The following is a 14,108-nucleotide window of genomic DNA, read 5'->3' on the forward strand; positions in this document are numbered from 1 at the left end:
AGGAAGATTTAGTATGAAAAGGGTTTTGGATCGGGCCCGAATCGGTTGTTGCCTTCCGTTCCGCGCTGGCAGTTAAAGATCAGAATCACCAGCCAGCCGATGACCGGGATCAACAGCAGCAGCAGCCACCATGCCGAGCGGTCGGTGTCGTGCAGACGCCGAAACTGCACCGCCCACCACGGTAAAAAGACCAGTATGCCATAGATGGTCGTCAGAATGCCTTCGCCGCCCGCCCGCTGCCAGCCCAGCATTTTATCGATGATGCTCAATACGCCGGTCAGGATGAGGTTGACCAGAATAAACATCCAGTACTCTTTGCGCCGCGCACGGCCGCCAAATCCTATATAGTTTTTTAATACCTTGAGATACCAGTCCATTTCTACGCCTCAATTAACCGTCAATCACTTGTTTTTTAAGCGATCGCAATAAGAATAGACGTGAATGAATGGTGGGTAAATATCTGTTTTCTGAATTATTGGGCGCCATCACTGGCGCCCGACGGATCAACGGAAGCGCTGGTCGCGACCGTGCGGTTCGCTGAGATCCTGCTGCGGCCCAATGGAGATGATGCCGGTAGGGTTAATGGTTTTATGGCTGCGGTAATAGTGGTGACGAATATGCGGAAGACTCACCGTCTCCGCGATACCCGGCATCTGGTAGATGTCGCGCAGAAAACCGTAGAGATTGAGATAATCGCTGATGCGTCGTTTGTCGCATTTAAAATGGGTCACATACACCGGGTCGAAGCGTACCAGCGTCGTCCACAGGCGAATATCCGCTTCCGTCAGCTGATTGCCCGTCAGGTAACGATGCTGACCGAGGATCTGCTCCAGCCGCTCCAGTGAGGTAAACACCGCATCCACCGCTTCGTCGTAAGCCTGCTGACTGGTGGCAAAGCCGGCTTTATACACGCCGTTATTGACGTTGTCGTAGATCCAGCCGTTCAGCTCATCAATTTGTTCCCGCAGCGCCGGCGGGTAGTAATCCCCGGCTCTGGCGCCCAGGCCATCGAAGGCGGTATTAAACATACGGATGATTTCTGCCGACTCATTGCTGACGATGGTCTGCTGTTTTTTATCCCAGAGTACCGGGACGGTGACGCGGCCGGTGTAGTGCGGGTCGGCGTGCAGATACAGCTGATAGAGAAAATCGTGCTGATAAAGGGTGTCACCGGTGGCTTCCGGGAAGCTGTCGTCAAAGGTCCAGCCGTTTTCCAGCATCAGCGGATGGACCACGGAGACAGGAAGAAAGGGCTCCAGTCCTTTCAGCTTACGCATAATTAACGTGCGATGCGCCCACGGGCAGGCGAGAGAGACGTACAGATGATAGCGATCTTTTTCCGCCGCAAATCCCCCTTCGCCACTCGGGCCGGCCGCGCCATCGGCGGTGAGCCAGTTACGGAAGGCGGAAACGGAACGCTTAAAACGCCCACCGGTGGATTTTGTGTCATACCAGGTATCCTGCCAGACGCCGTCGACTAATTGTCCCATCTTTGTTCCTCCTTCTGACTTCAGATAGCAAAAGCGAGGAGTGGTCTCCTCGCTTTTTTCATTCAGTATAGTGCGCTTACCATTTCTTATTCAGTACACGGTCGATGCTGAATGCGCCCGGTCCGGTAATGGCCAGCAGCAGGTAACCGCCAGCGATGGTCAGGTTTTTCATGAACATCAGGGAGTTCACGCCTTCCGCAAAGTTGCTGTGGAACAGGAACGCGGTCAACAGGGTAAAACCTGCGGTGAACAGCGCGGTGGTCCGGGTCAGGAAACCGAACAGAATCGCCAGTCCGCCGCCGAATTCAAGGAGGATGGTCAGCGGCAGCAGCGCACCCGGTACGCCCATGGCTTCCATATACTGCTGGGTTCCCGCATAACCGGTGATTTTGCCCCATCCTGCAGTGATAAACAGAATCGGCATCAGAATGCGCGCTACCAGTACACCAACATCTTCTAATTTTTTCATTTCTTACTCCAGAAAACCCAAAGGGCGGCGGTTTTGTTTTTTAGCGCAATCCCGCGTAGTTACACGGTGTTGCTGTCGATGGAGAGGATAGTAGCGAGGCGGAGAGGGAATTGTTAGCAAGGAAAACTGTAGATCTAGTTCAAAGTTTCTGAGTAATCGGCAAGAGGGGGGCGAAAGATTCCTGAACGCGATAGATCACTACCGCTCCTGGTATAGGCCTGGCCAGGCGGGTAAGAGGACTGGCTGACCGCGGATGGCGGCCAGGAGGCAAGCTGTTACGAACGGCGTTGCGTATCGGGCGGGGAAGTGGCAGAGCGGGGCGCCGGGAAAAGCGCCCGCGCTCCGGGCGGCTAGCGGACTGTCGACTGGCGCAGGATCCCGCGGACCAGCCGCCAGGTACTCCATAAACCCAGTCCGCGTTTGGTCCAGCGCATTAAAAAATGCGGGTGCCGTACGGACCACACGGCCATCAGACCGCTGCCTACCATCAGCCACGAACGTAAACTGAGCAGCGTATGCCAGCCTCGGTCTAAGGGCGCAGTCGCATCCAGCCAGTGGCGGCGACAGGCGCTCAGCTCCAGCCGTTGCTGCTGGATCTGGCGCAGCAGTTGCGCCTTTTGCCGTTCACGCTCCTGTCGGCCATTCATGGTTTATCTTCCTCCAGAAGGGCACGGTCGTTCTCCAGCTCTCTTCGCGTGAGGCGCAGCAGCGTGGAGCGTCGCGCCTTACGTAAGGTAAGGATTCCGACAATCGCGGCGGCGAGTAGCAGCACGACGGTGGTGGCGATCATGACGTGCAGGCGGTACTGAGCGTCAACGGCCCAGATAACCAGCACCAGCAGACTCATGAGGCCAAACGCGGCAAACAGCAGCGTCAGTCCGGTCATGATCAGCAACTGGAAGAGGTTGGCTTTCTCCTCCTCCAGCTCCACGACGACCAGGCGCAGCCGTGTTTCCACCATTTCGACCAGCAGCGTAACGATACGCTGGCCAATGGAGAAGACGCGCTGACCCGGCCCCTGCGTGTGTTGTGTATTCGCCATAATCAGCGACGCGACAGCAGGACACCCAGCACCAGCCCGACGGCGGCGCCAATCCCGACCCCAGTCCACGGATTTTCGCGAACATAATCATCCGCTCGCGCGGCGGTCTCACGAGTTTGACGCAAAATCGCTTCGCTGGTCTCACCCAGGCGGGCGCGGCTCTCTTTCAGCGCGCTCTCCGCTTTACTGCGCAGTTTACCCATCTCTTCTTTCGACTTGTCCGCCGAGGAATTCAGTACTTCCTCCAGGGTGTCCGCCAGCGTTTTCAGTTCTGCACGAAGGTCGTCAGTCACATTCTCTTTAGCCATGTCGTTCTCCTGTAGCGTGGTCCGTATTGCGAAAGTTAATGGTGATTAGTAATCCCGAGACTCCAGCGTTTTCAACTCCTGTTGCGCTTCATTGAGTTTATGCTGGCGTTTGTTGATTTTGTCCGCATCGCCTTTCTTCCGGGCTTCCTGCAGATCGCGCTGACGTTCAGCGATCTCTTCCCGCTGTTTGGCAATTTTTTGCTGATGATCGGCTTTGAGTTTACTGTCGCTGCAGTTCTCCCGTACCTGACGTAGCGCGGTATTTAGCCCATCAATGCGACTTTGATTGTGATGCTTTTCGGCATAGCTGATCTCTCGTTGAATATCCTGCTCTTTTTCCTGGCAGGGAGAGGCGGCTATGGCGCTGGCGCTAAGTGAAGACAGGGCCAGAAGCAGAGCGATGCGGTGTTTCATGGATAGTACCTTCCATTGTCTTAGGGTATACCCGGAGGATAAACCCGTTCCCGTTGGTAAACGTGAATGCGTTGATTCACGCAGGTTTAAGCATAGTAACAAATGCGGGAAACCACCAGACTGCGTTGAAAACGCAGTCTGACGGCCGTTTACCCGAGCCGATGCGGCGCGTCGCGCAGGCGGGATAACCAGGCGGTGGGCGAGTTATCGTCCTCCAGCAAGGCGATAATATAACCATGTGGCAGAGCGCGACCGAGAACCTCTTTCGCCGCCGCGCCCTGGGCGGTGGAATCAAACTTAATCAGCAGGCCATCCTTTTGCGGCGTAATGCTCTTGAAGCGGATACCGTTAGCGTCGAGGTGATGCCAGACGGAGAAACCATCCGGCATACTGACGCCCTGGCCAACCGGACGGATCGCCAGCGTGGCCTCCTGCTGCTGCACCGCCAGCCAGAGCCAGAACAGCGCGCAGAGCAAAAGAGAGCCACCCAGCAGCCAGCTGAGCTGGCGCAGGGAAGGGCGTTTTATGACCATCATCAGCCCCGGCTTCTGTATTTTTTCTTCCACAGCACCACCAGCGAGCCGATCAGTCCGAAGACCAACAGCGCAACCGGCAGGAGCATCAGGCAGGACATCAGCTGATCTTCATACTTAAGGAATACCGGGGTTTTGCCCAGCAGATAGCCCAGCGAGGTCAGGATGAGCACCCACAGCAGGCCGCTCATCCAGTTAAAGAACTGAAAGCGGGCGTTATTGAGACCGGAAAGCCCGGCGATGGTCGGCAGCAGCGTGCGCACGAAGGCGATGAAGCGGCCGATCAGCAGCGCGGAGAGGCCATGCTTATGAAACAGGTGATGCGCGCGCTGATGATAGTGAGAGGGCAGATGCGACAGCCAGTTTTGCACGATCCGTGTGTTGCCTAGCCAGCGCCCCTGGATATAGCTCAGCCAGCAGCCGAGGCTGGCGGCGGCGGTGAGCAGCAGCAACGTTTCCGGAAAGCCCATCGCCCCTTTGGCGATCAGCACGCCCACGAGCACAAGCAGGCTGTCCCCCGGCAAAAACGCGGCAGGCAGTAACCCGTTCTCAAGGAACAAAATCATAAACAAGACAAAATACAGCATGCCAATCATGGAGGGATTCGCGAGCGTTTCGTAATCCTGAGCCCACAAGGCATTCAATAACTGGGTTAATAGTTCCATTCACGATTCCTGGTACATCGGTTAACGGCACGTCTGAGCGCGTGGCATGTAGGGCGACAAGATTTTTATGAGATTATGGTCGCTGCTTCGGCGCTCTGAACGCTTCCCTGTATAAAACTGAAGTAAGTCAATACCTACTCCCAGAACGGCAAAATGCATCTAATTGTAACAAATCGCCTGACTTTCCGTCAGAGAAATTGCAAGGTGTTGCTCGTTGATTTTGCTGATTGCGGCGATGTGAGGCGAGAGGATTTACACAGGCTGACACTATATATGTTTTGCTTACCTCAGCCTGCCTGGGGAACAGGCGCGCAGGGGCCGCGCGCCGGGGGGATAAAGGCTTATTTCGCGCCGTTGGCCGCCGTATCGAGATGAACCACCGGGTTTTCGGCAAATAAGTAGCGATCGGCATTAAATTCAAAGTCGTCGCTGGTTTCGTTAAACAGCATTTGCTTGGTATTTTCCAGATGCTGCCACATCGCCAGTTTGGCGGCGTTCGGATCTTTTCGCAGCAGAGCCTTCAGGATCTGATCGTGGTCGTCGCACCAGTTATCGACGGTGCGCAGGTCAATATGCTCATGCAGCTTTTTCCAGTACGGGTTATGCACGCGCTGGGTCCACATTTTTTCCACGATCGCCGCCAGGGCGCTATTCTGCGTGGCCAGCGCCACCTGGACGTGAAACTGCAGATCCCACTCGGAGTCGCGGAAACACTTCTCGTTGCGCGCTTTCTCCTGAATCTCCATCAGCTTCATGATGTCCTGCTTGGTCACCTGAGTGGCCGCGAATTCGGCGATATTGCTTTCAATAAGCTGCCGCGCCTGCAGCAGCTCAAAGGGGCCATAGTTGGCGAACTCAAGGCTTTCATCGGCCACTTGCTGGTATTTCGGATGGTTAGAGATGACGTGAATGCCCGACCCTTTGCGGACTTCGACATACCCTTCCACTTCCAGCATGATAATGGCTTCACGAACCACGGTGCGGCTAACGTTTTTTTCATCGGCGATAAAGCGCTCGGCGGGCAGCTTATCCCCTACAAGGTAGACACCTTGTTCGATGCGCGTCTTCAGCTCAGCGGCAAGCTGCTGATAAAGACGGCGTGGTTCAATGATTTCCATATTCGCTCCCGCAAGATGGCGACAATATTCGATTTGTTATACCACTTTTACGCGATTTCCACCACTGGCAGGGATGAAAAAGCCGCCTGAGAAGGCGGCTTGGCAGGCGATCACCTCATCATCAGCGTCTCTAACTCTGGGTGGCCGGTTTGCGGCTGCTAAGCGGCGGCGTGTCATCGTCAGCCGGTTTGTTTTTCAGCACCGTCCAGATGACCAGCGCGCCCAGCAGGTCAAAGACCGCCAGTACGGCAAACAGCGGGCTGAAGCCGATGGTGTCTGCCAGCGCGCCGACGACCAGGGCGAACATGGTGCTCGCCAGCCAGGCGGCCATCCCGGTCAGACCGTTGGCGGTAGCGACTTCGTTACGGCCAAAGACGTCGGAAGAGAGGGTAATCAACGCCCCGGACAGCGCCTGGTGAGCGAACCCGCCGATGCACAGCAGGGCAATCGCCACGTACGGGCTGGTGAACAGGCCGATCATCCCCGGGCCAATCATCAGCAGGGCGCCCATGGTGACCACCATTTTACGCGACACGATCAGATTGACGCCGAACCAGCGCTGGAACAGCGGCGGCAGGTATCCACCGACGATGCAGCCGAGGTCGGCGAACAGCATCGGCATCCAGGCGAACATGGCGATCTCTTTCAGGTTAAAGCCGTAAACCTTAAACATGAACAGCGGGATCCAGGCGTTAAAGGTACCCCAGGCCGGCTCGGCGAGAAAACGCGGCAGGGCGATACCCCAGAACTGACGGTTGCGCAGGATCTGCCACGGCGACATTTTCTTCGCGTTATTGGTCTGGTGTTGAGACTCCTGGCCGCCAATGATGTAGTCGCGTTCTTCGTCAGATAATTTCTTCTGATCGCGCGGGTGTTTGTAGAAGATCAGCCAGGCGATGGCCCAGGCGAAGCTCAGCACCCCGGAGATAATGAACGCCATCTGCCAGCTGTGCATGACAATCGCCCACACCACCAGCGGCGGCGCGATCATGGCGCCGATAGAGGAACCCACGTTGAAGTAGCCCACCGCGATAGAGCGCTCTTTCGCCGGGAACCATTCGGAGCTGGCTTTCAGCCCGGCGGGGATCATCGCTGCTTCCGCCGCGCCCACCGCGCCGCGGGCCAGCGCCAGGCCACCCCAGCTGCCGGCGAGGGCGGTCGAGCCACAGAATATCGCCCAGGCGATAGCGAAGAAGGCATAGCCGACTTTAGTCCCCAGAATATCAAGGACATAGCCTGCGACAGGCTGCATGACGGTATAGGCAGCGGAATAGGCTGCAATGATATAGGAGTACTGTTGGGTCGAAATGTGTAACTCTTCCATCAGCGTCGGCGCGGCCGCCGCCACGGTGTTACGGGTCAGGTAGCCCAGCACGGTGCCCAGCGTCACCAGTGCGATCATGTACCAACGTAACCCTTTAATTTTACGCATGTAAACCTCATCGTCTGTAATTTCTCCGCACCAGGTGCGGCCTCTCCTGACGGCGATACGCGGTCGGGAAAGCGAAACGGAGGGTTCAGGAGGGCGGTCCCCTCTGGCCCGAACCTTACCATCAGTTGTTATGTAAAAAGTCGGTATCCATTCCGTATAAGCCGATGCCATCAACACCGGTAAAGCATTCCGTCGGTTTATATGTTGCGACGGCAGAAAGATAACTTGTCATACAACTTTAAAAGTTGAGTGCTGTCACAAAAGTGGGAAAGTTAGTGTGGTCTTTATGACTGGCGAGGAAAGCCAGATACGGCGCGCCCTGGCGAGACGTTTGCCGTGGACAGGCGGTTTTTTTTATCAGCGTTTATTGATCTAACTCACGAAAAACAGTTCGGTCTGTGGAAATTGGTGTGATAACTTTGTCAGCATTGTAGTCAATCATCTGAAAGGCTCCTGTTCCGGAGCGAAGAGGACATACGAATGACACCGTTTATGACCGAAGATTTTCTACTCGATAGCGAATTTGCCCGCCGCCTGTACCACGATTACGCGAAAGATCAGCCTATTTTCGACTACCATTGCCACCTTCCGCCGCAGCAGGTTGCCGAAAATTATCGTTTCAAAAATCTGTATGACATCTGGCTGAAAGGCGATCACTACAAATGGCGCGCGATGCGCACTAACGGCGTGCCGGAGCGTCTGTGTACCGGGGATGCCTCCGATCGCGAGAAATTTGACGCCTGGGCAGCCACCGTGCCTCACACAATTGGCAACCCGTTATACCACTGGACCCATTTAGAGCTGCGTCGCCCATTTGGTATTACAGGTAAGCTGCTGTCACCTTCCACCGCCGATGAGATCTGGGAACAGTGCAATGCGTTACTGGCGCAGGACGCCTTCTCTGCCCGCGGGATCATGAAGCAAATGAACGTGAAGATGGTCGGCACCACCGACGATCCGATTGATTCCCTGGAACACCATGCGGTTGTCGCCAAAGACACTTCATTTGATATCAAGGTGTTGCCGAGCTGGCGCCCGGATAAAGCGTTCAACATCGAGCAGGCGACCTTCAATGACTATATGGCTAAGCTGGGTGAAGTGTCCGACACCGATATTCGCCGTTTTGCGGACCTGCAAAGCGCGCTGACCAAACGTCTGGACCATTTTGCCGCTCACGGTTGCAAAGTCTCCGACCACGCCCTGGACGTAGTGCTGTTTGCGGAAGCGACCGACGCCGAGCTGGACGCCATTCTGGCGCGTCGCCTGGCTGGTGAAACCCTTAGCGAACGCGAAGTGGCGCAGTTCAAAACCGCGGTGCTGGTGTTCCTCGGCGCAGAGTATGCTCGTCGCGGCTGGGTGCAGCAGTACCACATCGGCGCGCTGCGCAATAACAACCTGCGTCAGTTCAAATTGTTAGGCCCGGACGTGGGCTTCGACTCGATCAACGATCGCCCGATGGCTGAAGAGCTGTCTAAGCTGCTGAGCAAGCAGAACGAAGAGAACCTGCTGCCGAAAACCATTCTCTACTGCCTGAACCCACGCGATAACGAAGTGCTGGGCACCATGATCGGTAACTTCCAGGGCGAAGGGATGCCGGGCAAGATGCAGTTCGGCTCCGGCTGGTGGTTCAACGATCAGAAAGACGGCATGGAGCGGCAGATGACCCAGCTGGCGCAGCTCGGCCTGCTGAGCCGCTTTGTCGGGATGCTGACCGACAGCCGCAGCTTCCTCTCCTACACGCGCCACGAATACTTCCGCCGCATTCTGTGCCAGATGATCGGCCGTTGGGTGACCGCCGGCGAAGCGCCTGCGGATATCGCGCTGCTGGGCGAGATGGTGAAAAACATTTGCTTTAACAATGCGCGTGACTATTTCGCCATTGAACTGAACTAAGACCAGAGGTCGGTTGATATGCAATACATCAAAATCCATTCGCAGGATAACGTCGCGGTCGCGCTGGCGGATATGACGGCCGGTAGCGTGGTGACGATCGACAATGACCCGGTCACCCTCGGTCAGGATATCGTTCGCGGACACAAGTTTGCACTGCGCGCTATCGCGAAAGGGGAAAACGTCGTTAAGTATGGGCTGCCGATTGGCCATGCGCTGGCGGATATCGCGCCGGGCGAGCATGTCCATGCGCACAATACGCGCACCAATCTCAGCGACCTTGACGCGTATCGCTATCAACCGGAGCAGGTTGCCCAACCGCCGCAGCCAGCGGATCGCGAAGTGCAGATTTATCGTCGCGCCAATGGCGACGTCGGCGTGCGCAATGAGCTGTGGATCCTACCGACCGTCGGCTGCGTCAACGCCATGGCCCGCCAGATGCAGAACCGTTTTCTGAAAGAGGCAAACGGCGCGGAGGACATCGATGGGGTGCATCTCTTCAGCCATACCTATGGCTGCTCGCAGCTCGGGGACGATCACCTCAATACCCGCACCATGCTGCAGAATATGGTTCGCCATCCGAACGCCGGGGCGGTGCTGGTGGTGGGCCTTGGCTGTGAAAACAACCAGGTGGAGGCCTTTCGCGAAACGCTGGGCGAGTATGATCCGCAGCGCGTGCACTTTATGGTTTGTCAGCATCAGGACGATGAAGTGGAGGCGGGAGTGGCGCATCTCCACCAGCTGTATGACGTGATGCGTCAGGATAAACGTCAGCCGGGTAAGCTGAGCGAGCTGAAGTTTGGCCTCGAGTGCGGCGGGTCTGACGGCCTGTCCGGCATTACCGCCAACCCGATGCTGGGGCGCTTCTCAGACTACGTGATCGCCAACGGCGGCACCACCGTGCTGACCGAAGTGCCGGAGATGTTCGGCGCTGAACAGCTGCTGATGAGCCACTGCCGCGACGAAGCGACCTTCGACAAGCTGGTGACTATGGTCAATGACTTTAAGCAGTACTTTATCGCGCACGACCAGCCTATTTACGAAAACCCCTCGCCGGGCAACAAGGCCGGGGGGATCACCACCCTCGAGGATAAGTCGCTGGGCTGTACCCAGAAAGCGGGCTCCAGCCAGGTCGTGGATGTCCTGCGCTACGGCGAACGTCTGAAGGTTCATGGTCTGAACTTGCTGAGCGCGCCAGGCAATGATGCCGTCGCCACCAGCGCGCTGGCCGGCGCCGGCTGCCATATGGTGCTGTTCAGCACCGGCCGCGGCACGCCGTACGGCGGCTTTGTGCCGACGGTGAAGATCGCCACCAACAGCGAGCTGGCGGCAAAGAAAAAGCACTGGATCGACTTCGATGCCGGACAGCTGATCCACGGCAAAGCGATGCCACAGCTGCTGGAGGAGTTCGTGGATACCATTGTGGCTTTCGCCAACGGCAAACCGACCTGTAATGAGCAGAATGACTTCCGCGAGCTGGCCATCTTTAAAAGCGGTGTTACCCTGTAAAGGCGCATTCATATTGGCGCCCGGGCGGCGTTGATCGCGCATTGGCCTGATAGCGCAGCGTCATCGGGTAAGCAGCAGCGGCGTTTCAGCCTGTGAAGCGCCGTTTGTTTTTTCTCTCAGGGAGCTTTCATGACCGCGTATTGGCTGGCTCAGGGCGTCGGCGTTATCGCCTTTCTTATCGGCATTACCACCTTTATCAACCGCGACGAACGTCGCTTCAGGCTTCAGCTGGCGGTCTATAGCGCCGTTATCGGCGTCCATTTTTTCCTGATGGGCGCCGCGCCTGCCGGGATGAGCGCCGGGCTTAATGCGCTCCGCACGGTCATTTCCCTGCGCACCCGCAGCCTGTGGGTGATGACAGTCTTTATCCTGCTGACGTTGATCCTCGGCCTTGGCAAGCTGCAGCATGCTATGGAGCTGCTGCCGATTATTGGCACTGTCGCCAGCACCTGGGCGCTGTTTCGCTGTAAAGGGCTGACCGTCCGCTGCGTGATGTGGTGCTCCACCGCCTGCTGGGTGACGCATAACCTGTGGCTGGGTTCGATTGGCGGGACGCTGATTGAAGGCAGCTTCCTGATCGTCAACGGCCTGAATATCATTCGCTTCCGCCGGATGCAAAAGCGGGGTATCGATCCGTTCAGGGTTGAAAACGCGGTGCAGGAAGAGAGCCCCTCCGCGCGGTAGCGGAGGGGAAAGGCATTAACTGCGCAGGGCGTTTTTCGCCAGCTGGTCGTCTTCCGCCATGCAGGCGGCGGCGGTAAACAGGGCGTCGGTGGAGGAGTTCAGCGCGGTTTCGCAGGAATCCTGCAGCACGCCGATGATAAAGCCGACGGCAACCACCTGCATCGCCACATCGTTCGGAATACCAAACATATTACAGGCCAGCGGGATCAGCAGCAGCGAACCGCCCGCCACGCCGGAGGCGCCGCAGGCGCACAGCGAAGCGACCACGCTCAGCAACAGCGCCGTCGGCAGATCCACCGGAATGTTCAGCGTATGGACCGCCGCCAGCGTCAGCACGGTAATCGTGATTGCCGCGCCCGCCATATTGATGGTCGCCCCCAGCGGAATGGAGACCGAATAGGTATCGCGATCCAGGTTCAGCTTCTCGCATAGCGCCATATTCACCGGAATATTGGCGGCGGAGCTGCGGGTGAAAAACGCGTAGACGCCGCTTTCGCGCAGGCAAGTCAGCACCAGCGGATAGGGGTTACGGCGAATCTTCCAGAACACCAGCAGCGGGTTAATCACCAGCGCCACCAGCAGCATACAGCCCACCAGTACCAGCAGCAGCCGGGCGTAGCCCCACAGCGTTTCAAAACCGGTGGTCGCCAGGGTGGAAGAGACCAGGCCGAAGATCCCCAGCGGCGCAAAGCGGATCACCACTTTAACGATAAAGGTCACCGCGTGGGAGATATCGTTGATCAGGTTTTTCGTGGTGTCGTTACCATGGCGCAGGGCGAAGCCAAGCCCCACCGCCCACACCAGAATACCGATATAGTTGGCGTTCAGCAGGGCGTCGACCGGGTTGGACACCATGCTCATCAGCAGACTACGCAGCACCTCAACAATCCCCGACGGCGGCGTGATGCTGTCGGCGGCGGTGGTTAAGTGCAGAGTCGACGGAAAGAGAAAACTGAACAACACCGCAGTCAGCGCCGCGCTAAAGGTGCCCAGCAGATAGAGAAACAGAATAGGGCGAATACTGGTTTTTTGTCCGTGCTGATGGTTGGCGATCGAGGCCATGACGAGCATCAATACCAGCACCGGCGCTACCGCCTTTAACGCGCCGACGAACAGGGTCCCCAGCAGGCCGACGGCGATAGCCGCTGGCTTAGAGACCAGCGCCAGCAGCACGCCAAGCACCAGGCCGATTAAAATTTGTTTCACCAGGCTGCCTTGCGCCAGGCGGGAGAGCCACCCTGATGGGGGAGTGCGTGTTGTCATAATTCATTCCTTCCAGTGATGTAGCAAGCCATCCCAGCCACGTATTATTTGTTACGTTTATGTCAGGATGTAAATAGATGTTTGCATAGCCGAGTATACGGAAAGAAAGCCTGGCGGGAAGCGTAAAATACTGTGATTTTAATCTGGATCTTATTTTTTAACCACGCAGTAACATAATTGTGACATGAGCAGGCATTCTCGTTATGAGAAGGTCTGCTATAGCCGATTACCGCGCCGCCAGCGGGAGCCGACGGCGCGCCAGGCAGGTTATTCAGGCAGTTTGCGCTGCTTGTCGTGCTGCTTGTTGACCCAGGCGTTAATCAACAGCGTGACGGTCAGGATGCCGCCCACGACCCCCAGCGAGATGGCGACCGGAATATGGTAGAAGTCGACGATCAGCATCTTCACGCCAATAAACACCAGGATCACCGACAGGCCATATTTGAGCATCGAGAAGCGCTCAGCGACCCCCGCCAGCAGGAAGTACATGGCGCGCAGGCCGAGAATGGCAAACAGGTTCGAGGTCAGCACGATAAACGGGTCGGTGGTGACCGCGAAGATCGCCGGGATACTGTCGACGGCGAATATCACATCGCTCAGCTCGACCAGAATCAACACCAGCAGCAGCGGCGTGGCGAACAGCACCCCGTTTTTACGGGTGAAGAAGCGCTCGCTCTCGATTTTATCGGTCATTCGCAGATGGCTGCGGATCCAGCGCACCAGCGGTTTGTCGCCGATGCCGGAATCATCCTCTTTCGCCAGCGCCATCTTCACGCCGGTAAACAGCAGGAAGGCGCCGAAGACGTACAACAGCCAGTCGAACTGGGAGATAAGCCAGCTGCCGGCGAAGATCATAATGGTGCGCAGAACAATCGCCCCGAGGACGCCATACACCAGCACCCGGCGCTGCAGAGCAGGCGGCACGGCGAAGTAGCTGAACAGCATCAGCCAGACGAAGACGTTATCGACCGCCAGCGCTTTTTCAATCAGATAACCGGTGAGGAAGGCCAGGGCCTGCGGATCGGCGACGGCGCGGCCCTGGGTTTGCACCAGATACCACCAGAACGCGGCGTTGAACAACAGAGAAAGTGTGACCCAGAGGATAGACCAGCCAGCGGCCTGCTTCATGGTCATGCTATGCGAACCGCGTCGTCCCTGAAGCAGCAGGTCGATCGCCAACATGATCGCGACGACGACAGCGAATCCACCCCATAGCAACGGCGTGCCGACAGTATTCATTTGATATTCCTTACATAAAAACAAAAACGGCTGACGTCGGAAGACGGCAGCC

The 14,108-nt window shown here is 57.0% G+C and carries 16 protein-coding genes; 3 read left to right on the forward strand and 13 right to left on the reverse strand.

All coding sequences use genetic code 11. The features are described from left to right. Window positions 1-8 precede the first annotated feature (8 nt). From ACLH1I_RS16885 to ACLH1I_RS16935, 11 genes are all read right to left on the reverse strand, one after another. On the reverse strand, window positions 9-377 hold the full coding sequence (locus tag ACLH1I_RS16885) for a DUF805 domain-containing protein (RefSeq protein ID WP_017900662.1): 369 nt from the start codon (window positions 375-377) through the stop codon (window positions 9-11). A 126-nt stretch (window positions 378-503) separates the two neighbouring features. Then, entirely contained in the window at window positions 504-1,490 is a 987-nt protein-coding gene (locus tag ACLH1I_RS16890; RefSeq protein WP_004206129.1) for a glutathione S-transferase family protein, read from the reverse strand. Window positions 1,491-1,566: 76 nt separating this feature from the next. Next, window positions 1,567-1,959: a DoxX family protein gene (locus ACLH1I_RS16895; protein WP_002917920.1), complete on the reverse strand. Its 393-nt coding sequence runs from the start codon at window positions 1,957-1,959 to the stop codon at window positions 1,567-1,569. Between the two features lie 350 nt (window positions 1,960-2,309). Continuing rightward, window positions 2,310-2,606, reverse strand: coding sequence for a YqjK-like family protein (locus tag ACLH1I_RS16900; protein WP_017900664.1), 297 nt, complete (start codon window positions 2,604-2,606; stop codon window positions 2,310-2,312). Then, window positions 2,603-3,001 (reverse strand): phage holin family protein, encoded by a 399-nt coding sequence (locus tag ACLH1I_RS16905; protein ID WP_023291093.1) that lies wholly within the window; start codon window positions 2,999-3,001, stop codon window positions 2,603-2,605. The genes ACLH1I_RS16900 and ACLH1I_RS16905 overlap by 4 nt, the downstream gene beginning before the upstream one ends. 2 nt (window positions 3,002-3,003) lie before the next feature. Then, entirely contained in the window at window positions 3,004-3,309 is a 306-nt protein-coding gene (locus ACLH1I_RS16910; protein WP_002917916.1) for a YqjD family protein, read from the reverse strand. A gap of 45 nt (window positions 3,310-3,354) precedes the next feature. Continuing rightward, window positions 3,355-3,723: a DUF1090 domain-containing protein gene (locus ACLH1I_RS16915; RefSeq protein WP_004206124.1), complete on the reverse strand. Its 369-nt coding sequence runs from the start codon at window positions 3,721-3,723 to the stop codon at window positions 3,355-3,357. 149 nt (window positions 3,724-3,872) lie between these two features. Further along, window positions 3,873-4,250: an EnvZ/OmpR regulon moderator MzrA gene (gene mzrA / locus ACLH1I_RS16920; RefSeq protein ID WP_072096611.1), complete on the reverse strand. Its 378-nt coding sequence runs from the start codon at window positions 4,248-4,250 to the stop codon at window positions 3,873-3,875. 8 nt (window positions 4,251-4,258) lie between these two features. Next, on the reverse strand, window positions 4,259-4,921 hold the full coding sequence (gene yqjA / locus ACLH1I_RS16925; protein ID WP_004206121.1) for a DedA family general envelope maintenance protein YqjA: 663 nt from the start codon (window positions 4,919-4,921) through the stop codon (window positions 4,259-4,261). 341 nt (window positions 4,922-5,262) lie between these two features. Next, entirely contained in the window at window positions 5,263-6,039 is a 777-nt protein-coding gene (gene exuR, locus ACLH1I_RS16930; protein ID WP_004206120.1) for a transcriptional regulator ExuR, read from the reverse strand. Between the two features lie 130 nt (window positions 6,040-6,169). Then, window positions 6,170-7,471 (reverse strand): MFS transporter, encoded by a 1,302-nt coding sequence (locus ACLH1I_RS16935; protein ID WP_004206119.1) that lies wholly within the window; start codon window positions 7,469-7,471, stop codon window positions 6,170-6,172. A gap of 480 nt (window positions 7,472-7,951) precedes the next feature. Between ACLH1I_RS16935 and uxaC the strand changes: the two genes are divergently transcribed. The 3 genes from uxaC (at window position 7,952) to ACLH1I_RS16950 (ending at window position 11,554) form a co-directional block, all read left to right on the forward strand. Next, window positions 7,952-9,364, forward strand: a complete 1,413-nt coding sequence (uxaC, locus tag ACLH1I_RS16940) for a glucuronate isomerase (RefSeq protein WP_004206118.1) — start codon at window positions 7,952-7,954, stop codon at window positions 9,362-9,364. A gap of 18 nt (window positions 9,365-9,382) precedes the next feature. Further along, on the forward strand, window positions 9,383-10,870 hold the full coding sequence (locus ACLH1I_RS16945) for a UxaA family hydrolase (protein WP_017900666.1): 1,488 nt from the start codon (window positions 9,383-9,385) through the stop codon (window positions 10,868-10,870). A 129-nt stretch (window positions 10,871-10,999) separates the two neighbouring features. Continuing rightward, window positions 11,000-11,554 carry a YgjV family protein gene (locus tag ACLH1I_RS16950; protein WP_004206116.1) on the forward strand — a complete coding sequence of 185 codons (555 nt, stop codon included), beginning with the start codon at window positions 11,000-11,002 and terminating at the stop codon, window positions 11,552-11,554. A gap of 15 nt (window positions 11,555-11,569) precedes the next feature. On the opposite strand, the gene sstT is transcribed toward ACLH1I_RS16950, so the two are convergent. Both sstT and ACLH1I_RS16960 read right to left on the reverse strand, forming a co-directional pair. After that, window positions 11,570-12,817: a serine/threonine transporter SstT gene (gene sstT, locus ACLH1I_RS16955; RefSeq protein ID WP_411302861.1), complete on the reverse strand. Its 1,248-nt coding sequence runs from the start codon at window positions 12,815-12,817 to the stop codon at window positions 11,570-11,572. 267 nt (window positions 12,818-13,084) lie between these two features. Then, on the reverse strand, window positions 13,085-14,056 hold the full coding sequence (locus tag ACLH1I_RS16960; RefSeq protein ID WP_004188496.1) for a TerC family protein: 972 nt from the start codon (window positions 14,054-14,056) through the stop codon (window positions 13,085-13,087). Window positions 14,057-14,108 lie beyond the last annotated feature (52 nt).

The sequence above is a fragment of the Klebsiella sp. 1SOBk10mer genome (assembly GCF_046602535.1).
GTDB lineage: Bacteria > Pseudomonadota > Gammaproteobacteria > Enterobacterales > Enterobacteriaceae > Klebsiella > Klebsiella quasipneumoniae.

What these genes read in the sequence shown, in the direction of transcription:
- ACLH1I_RS16950 (WP_004206116.1), top strand. Translation starts at nt 11,000, where the DNA reads ATGACCGCGTATTGGCTGGCTCAGGGCGTCGGCGTTATCGCCTTTCTT.
- ACLH1I_RS16960 (WP_004188496.1), bottom strand. Translation starts at nt 14,056, where the DNA reads ATGAATACTGTCGGCACGCCGTTGCTATGGGGTGGATTCGCTGTCGTC.
- uxaC (WP_004206118.1), top strand. Translation starts at nt 7,952, where the DNA reads ATGACACCGTTTATGACCGAAGATTTTCTACTCGATAGCGAATTTGCC.
- ACLH1I_RS16885 (WP_017900662.1), bottom strand. Translation starts at nt 377, where the DNA reads ATGGACTGGTATCTCAAGGTATTAAAAAACTATATAGGATTTGGCGGC.
- sstT (WP_411302861.1), bottom strand. Translation starts at nt 12,817, where the DNA reads ATGACAACACGCACTCCCCCATCAGGGTGGCTCTCCCGCCTGGCGCAA.
- ACLH1I_RS16905 (WP_023291093.1), bottom strand. Translation starts at nt 3,001, where the DNA reads ATGGCGAATACACAACACACGCAGGGGCCGGGTCAGCGCGTCTTCTCC.
- ACLH1I_RS16910 (WP_002917916.1), bottom strand. Translation starts at nt 3,309, where the DNA reads ATGGCTAAAGAGAATGTGACTGACGACCTTCGTGCAGAACTGAAAACG.
- ACLH1I_RS16895 (WP_002917920.1), bottom strand. Translation starts at nt 1,959, where the DNA reads ATGAAAAAATTAGAAGATGTTGGTGTACTGGTAGCGCGCATTCTGATG.
- yqjA (WP_004206121.1), bottom strand. Translation starts at nt 4,921, where the DNA reads ATGGAACTATTAACCCAGTTATTGAATGCCTTGTGGGCTCAGGATTAC.
- ACLH1I_RS16915 (WP_004206124.1), bottom strand. Translation starts at nt 3,723, where the DNA reads ATGAAACACCGCATCGCTCTGCTTCTGGCCCTGTCTTCACTTAGCGCC.
- ACLH1I_RS16945 (WP_017900666.1), top strand. Translation starts at nt 9,383, where the DNA reads ATGCAATACATCAAAATCCATTCGCAGGATAACGTCGCGGTCGCGCTG.
- ACLH1I_RS16900 (WP_017900664.1), bottom strand. Translation starts at nt 2,606, where the DNA reads ATGAATGGCCGACAGGAGCGTGAACGGCAAAAGGCGCAACTGCTGCGC.
- ACLH1I_RS16890 (WP_004206129.1), bottom strand. Translation starts at nt 1,490, where the DNA reads ATGGGACAATTAGTCGACGGCGTCTGGCAGGATACCTGGTATGACACA.
- ACLH1I_RS16935 (WP_004206119.1), bottom strand. Translation starts at nt 7,471, where the DNA reads ATGCGTAAAATTAAAGGGTTACGTTGGTACATGATCGCACTGGTGACG.
- exuR (WP_004206120.1), bottom strand. Translation starts at nt 6,039, where the DNA reads ATGGAAATCATTGAACCACGCCGTCTTTATCAGCAGCTTGCCGCTGAG.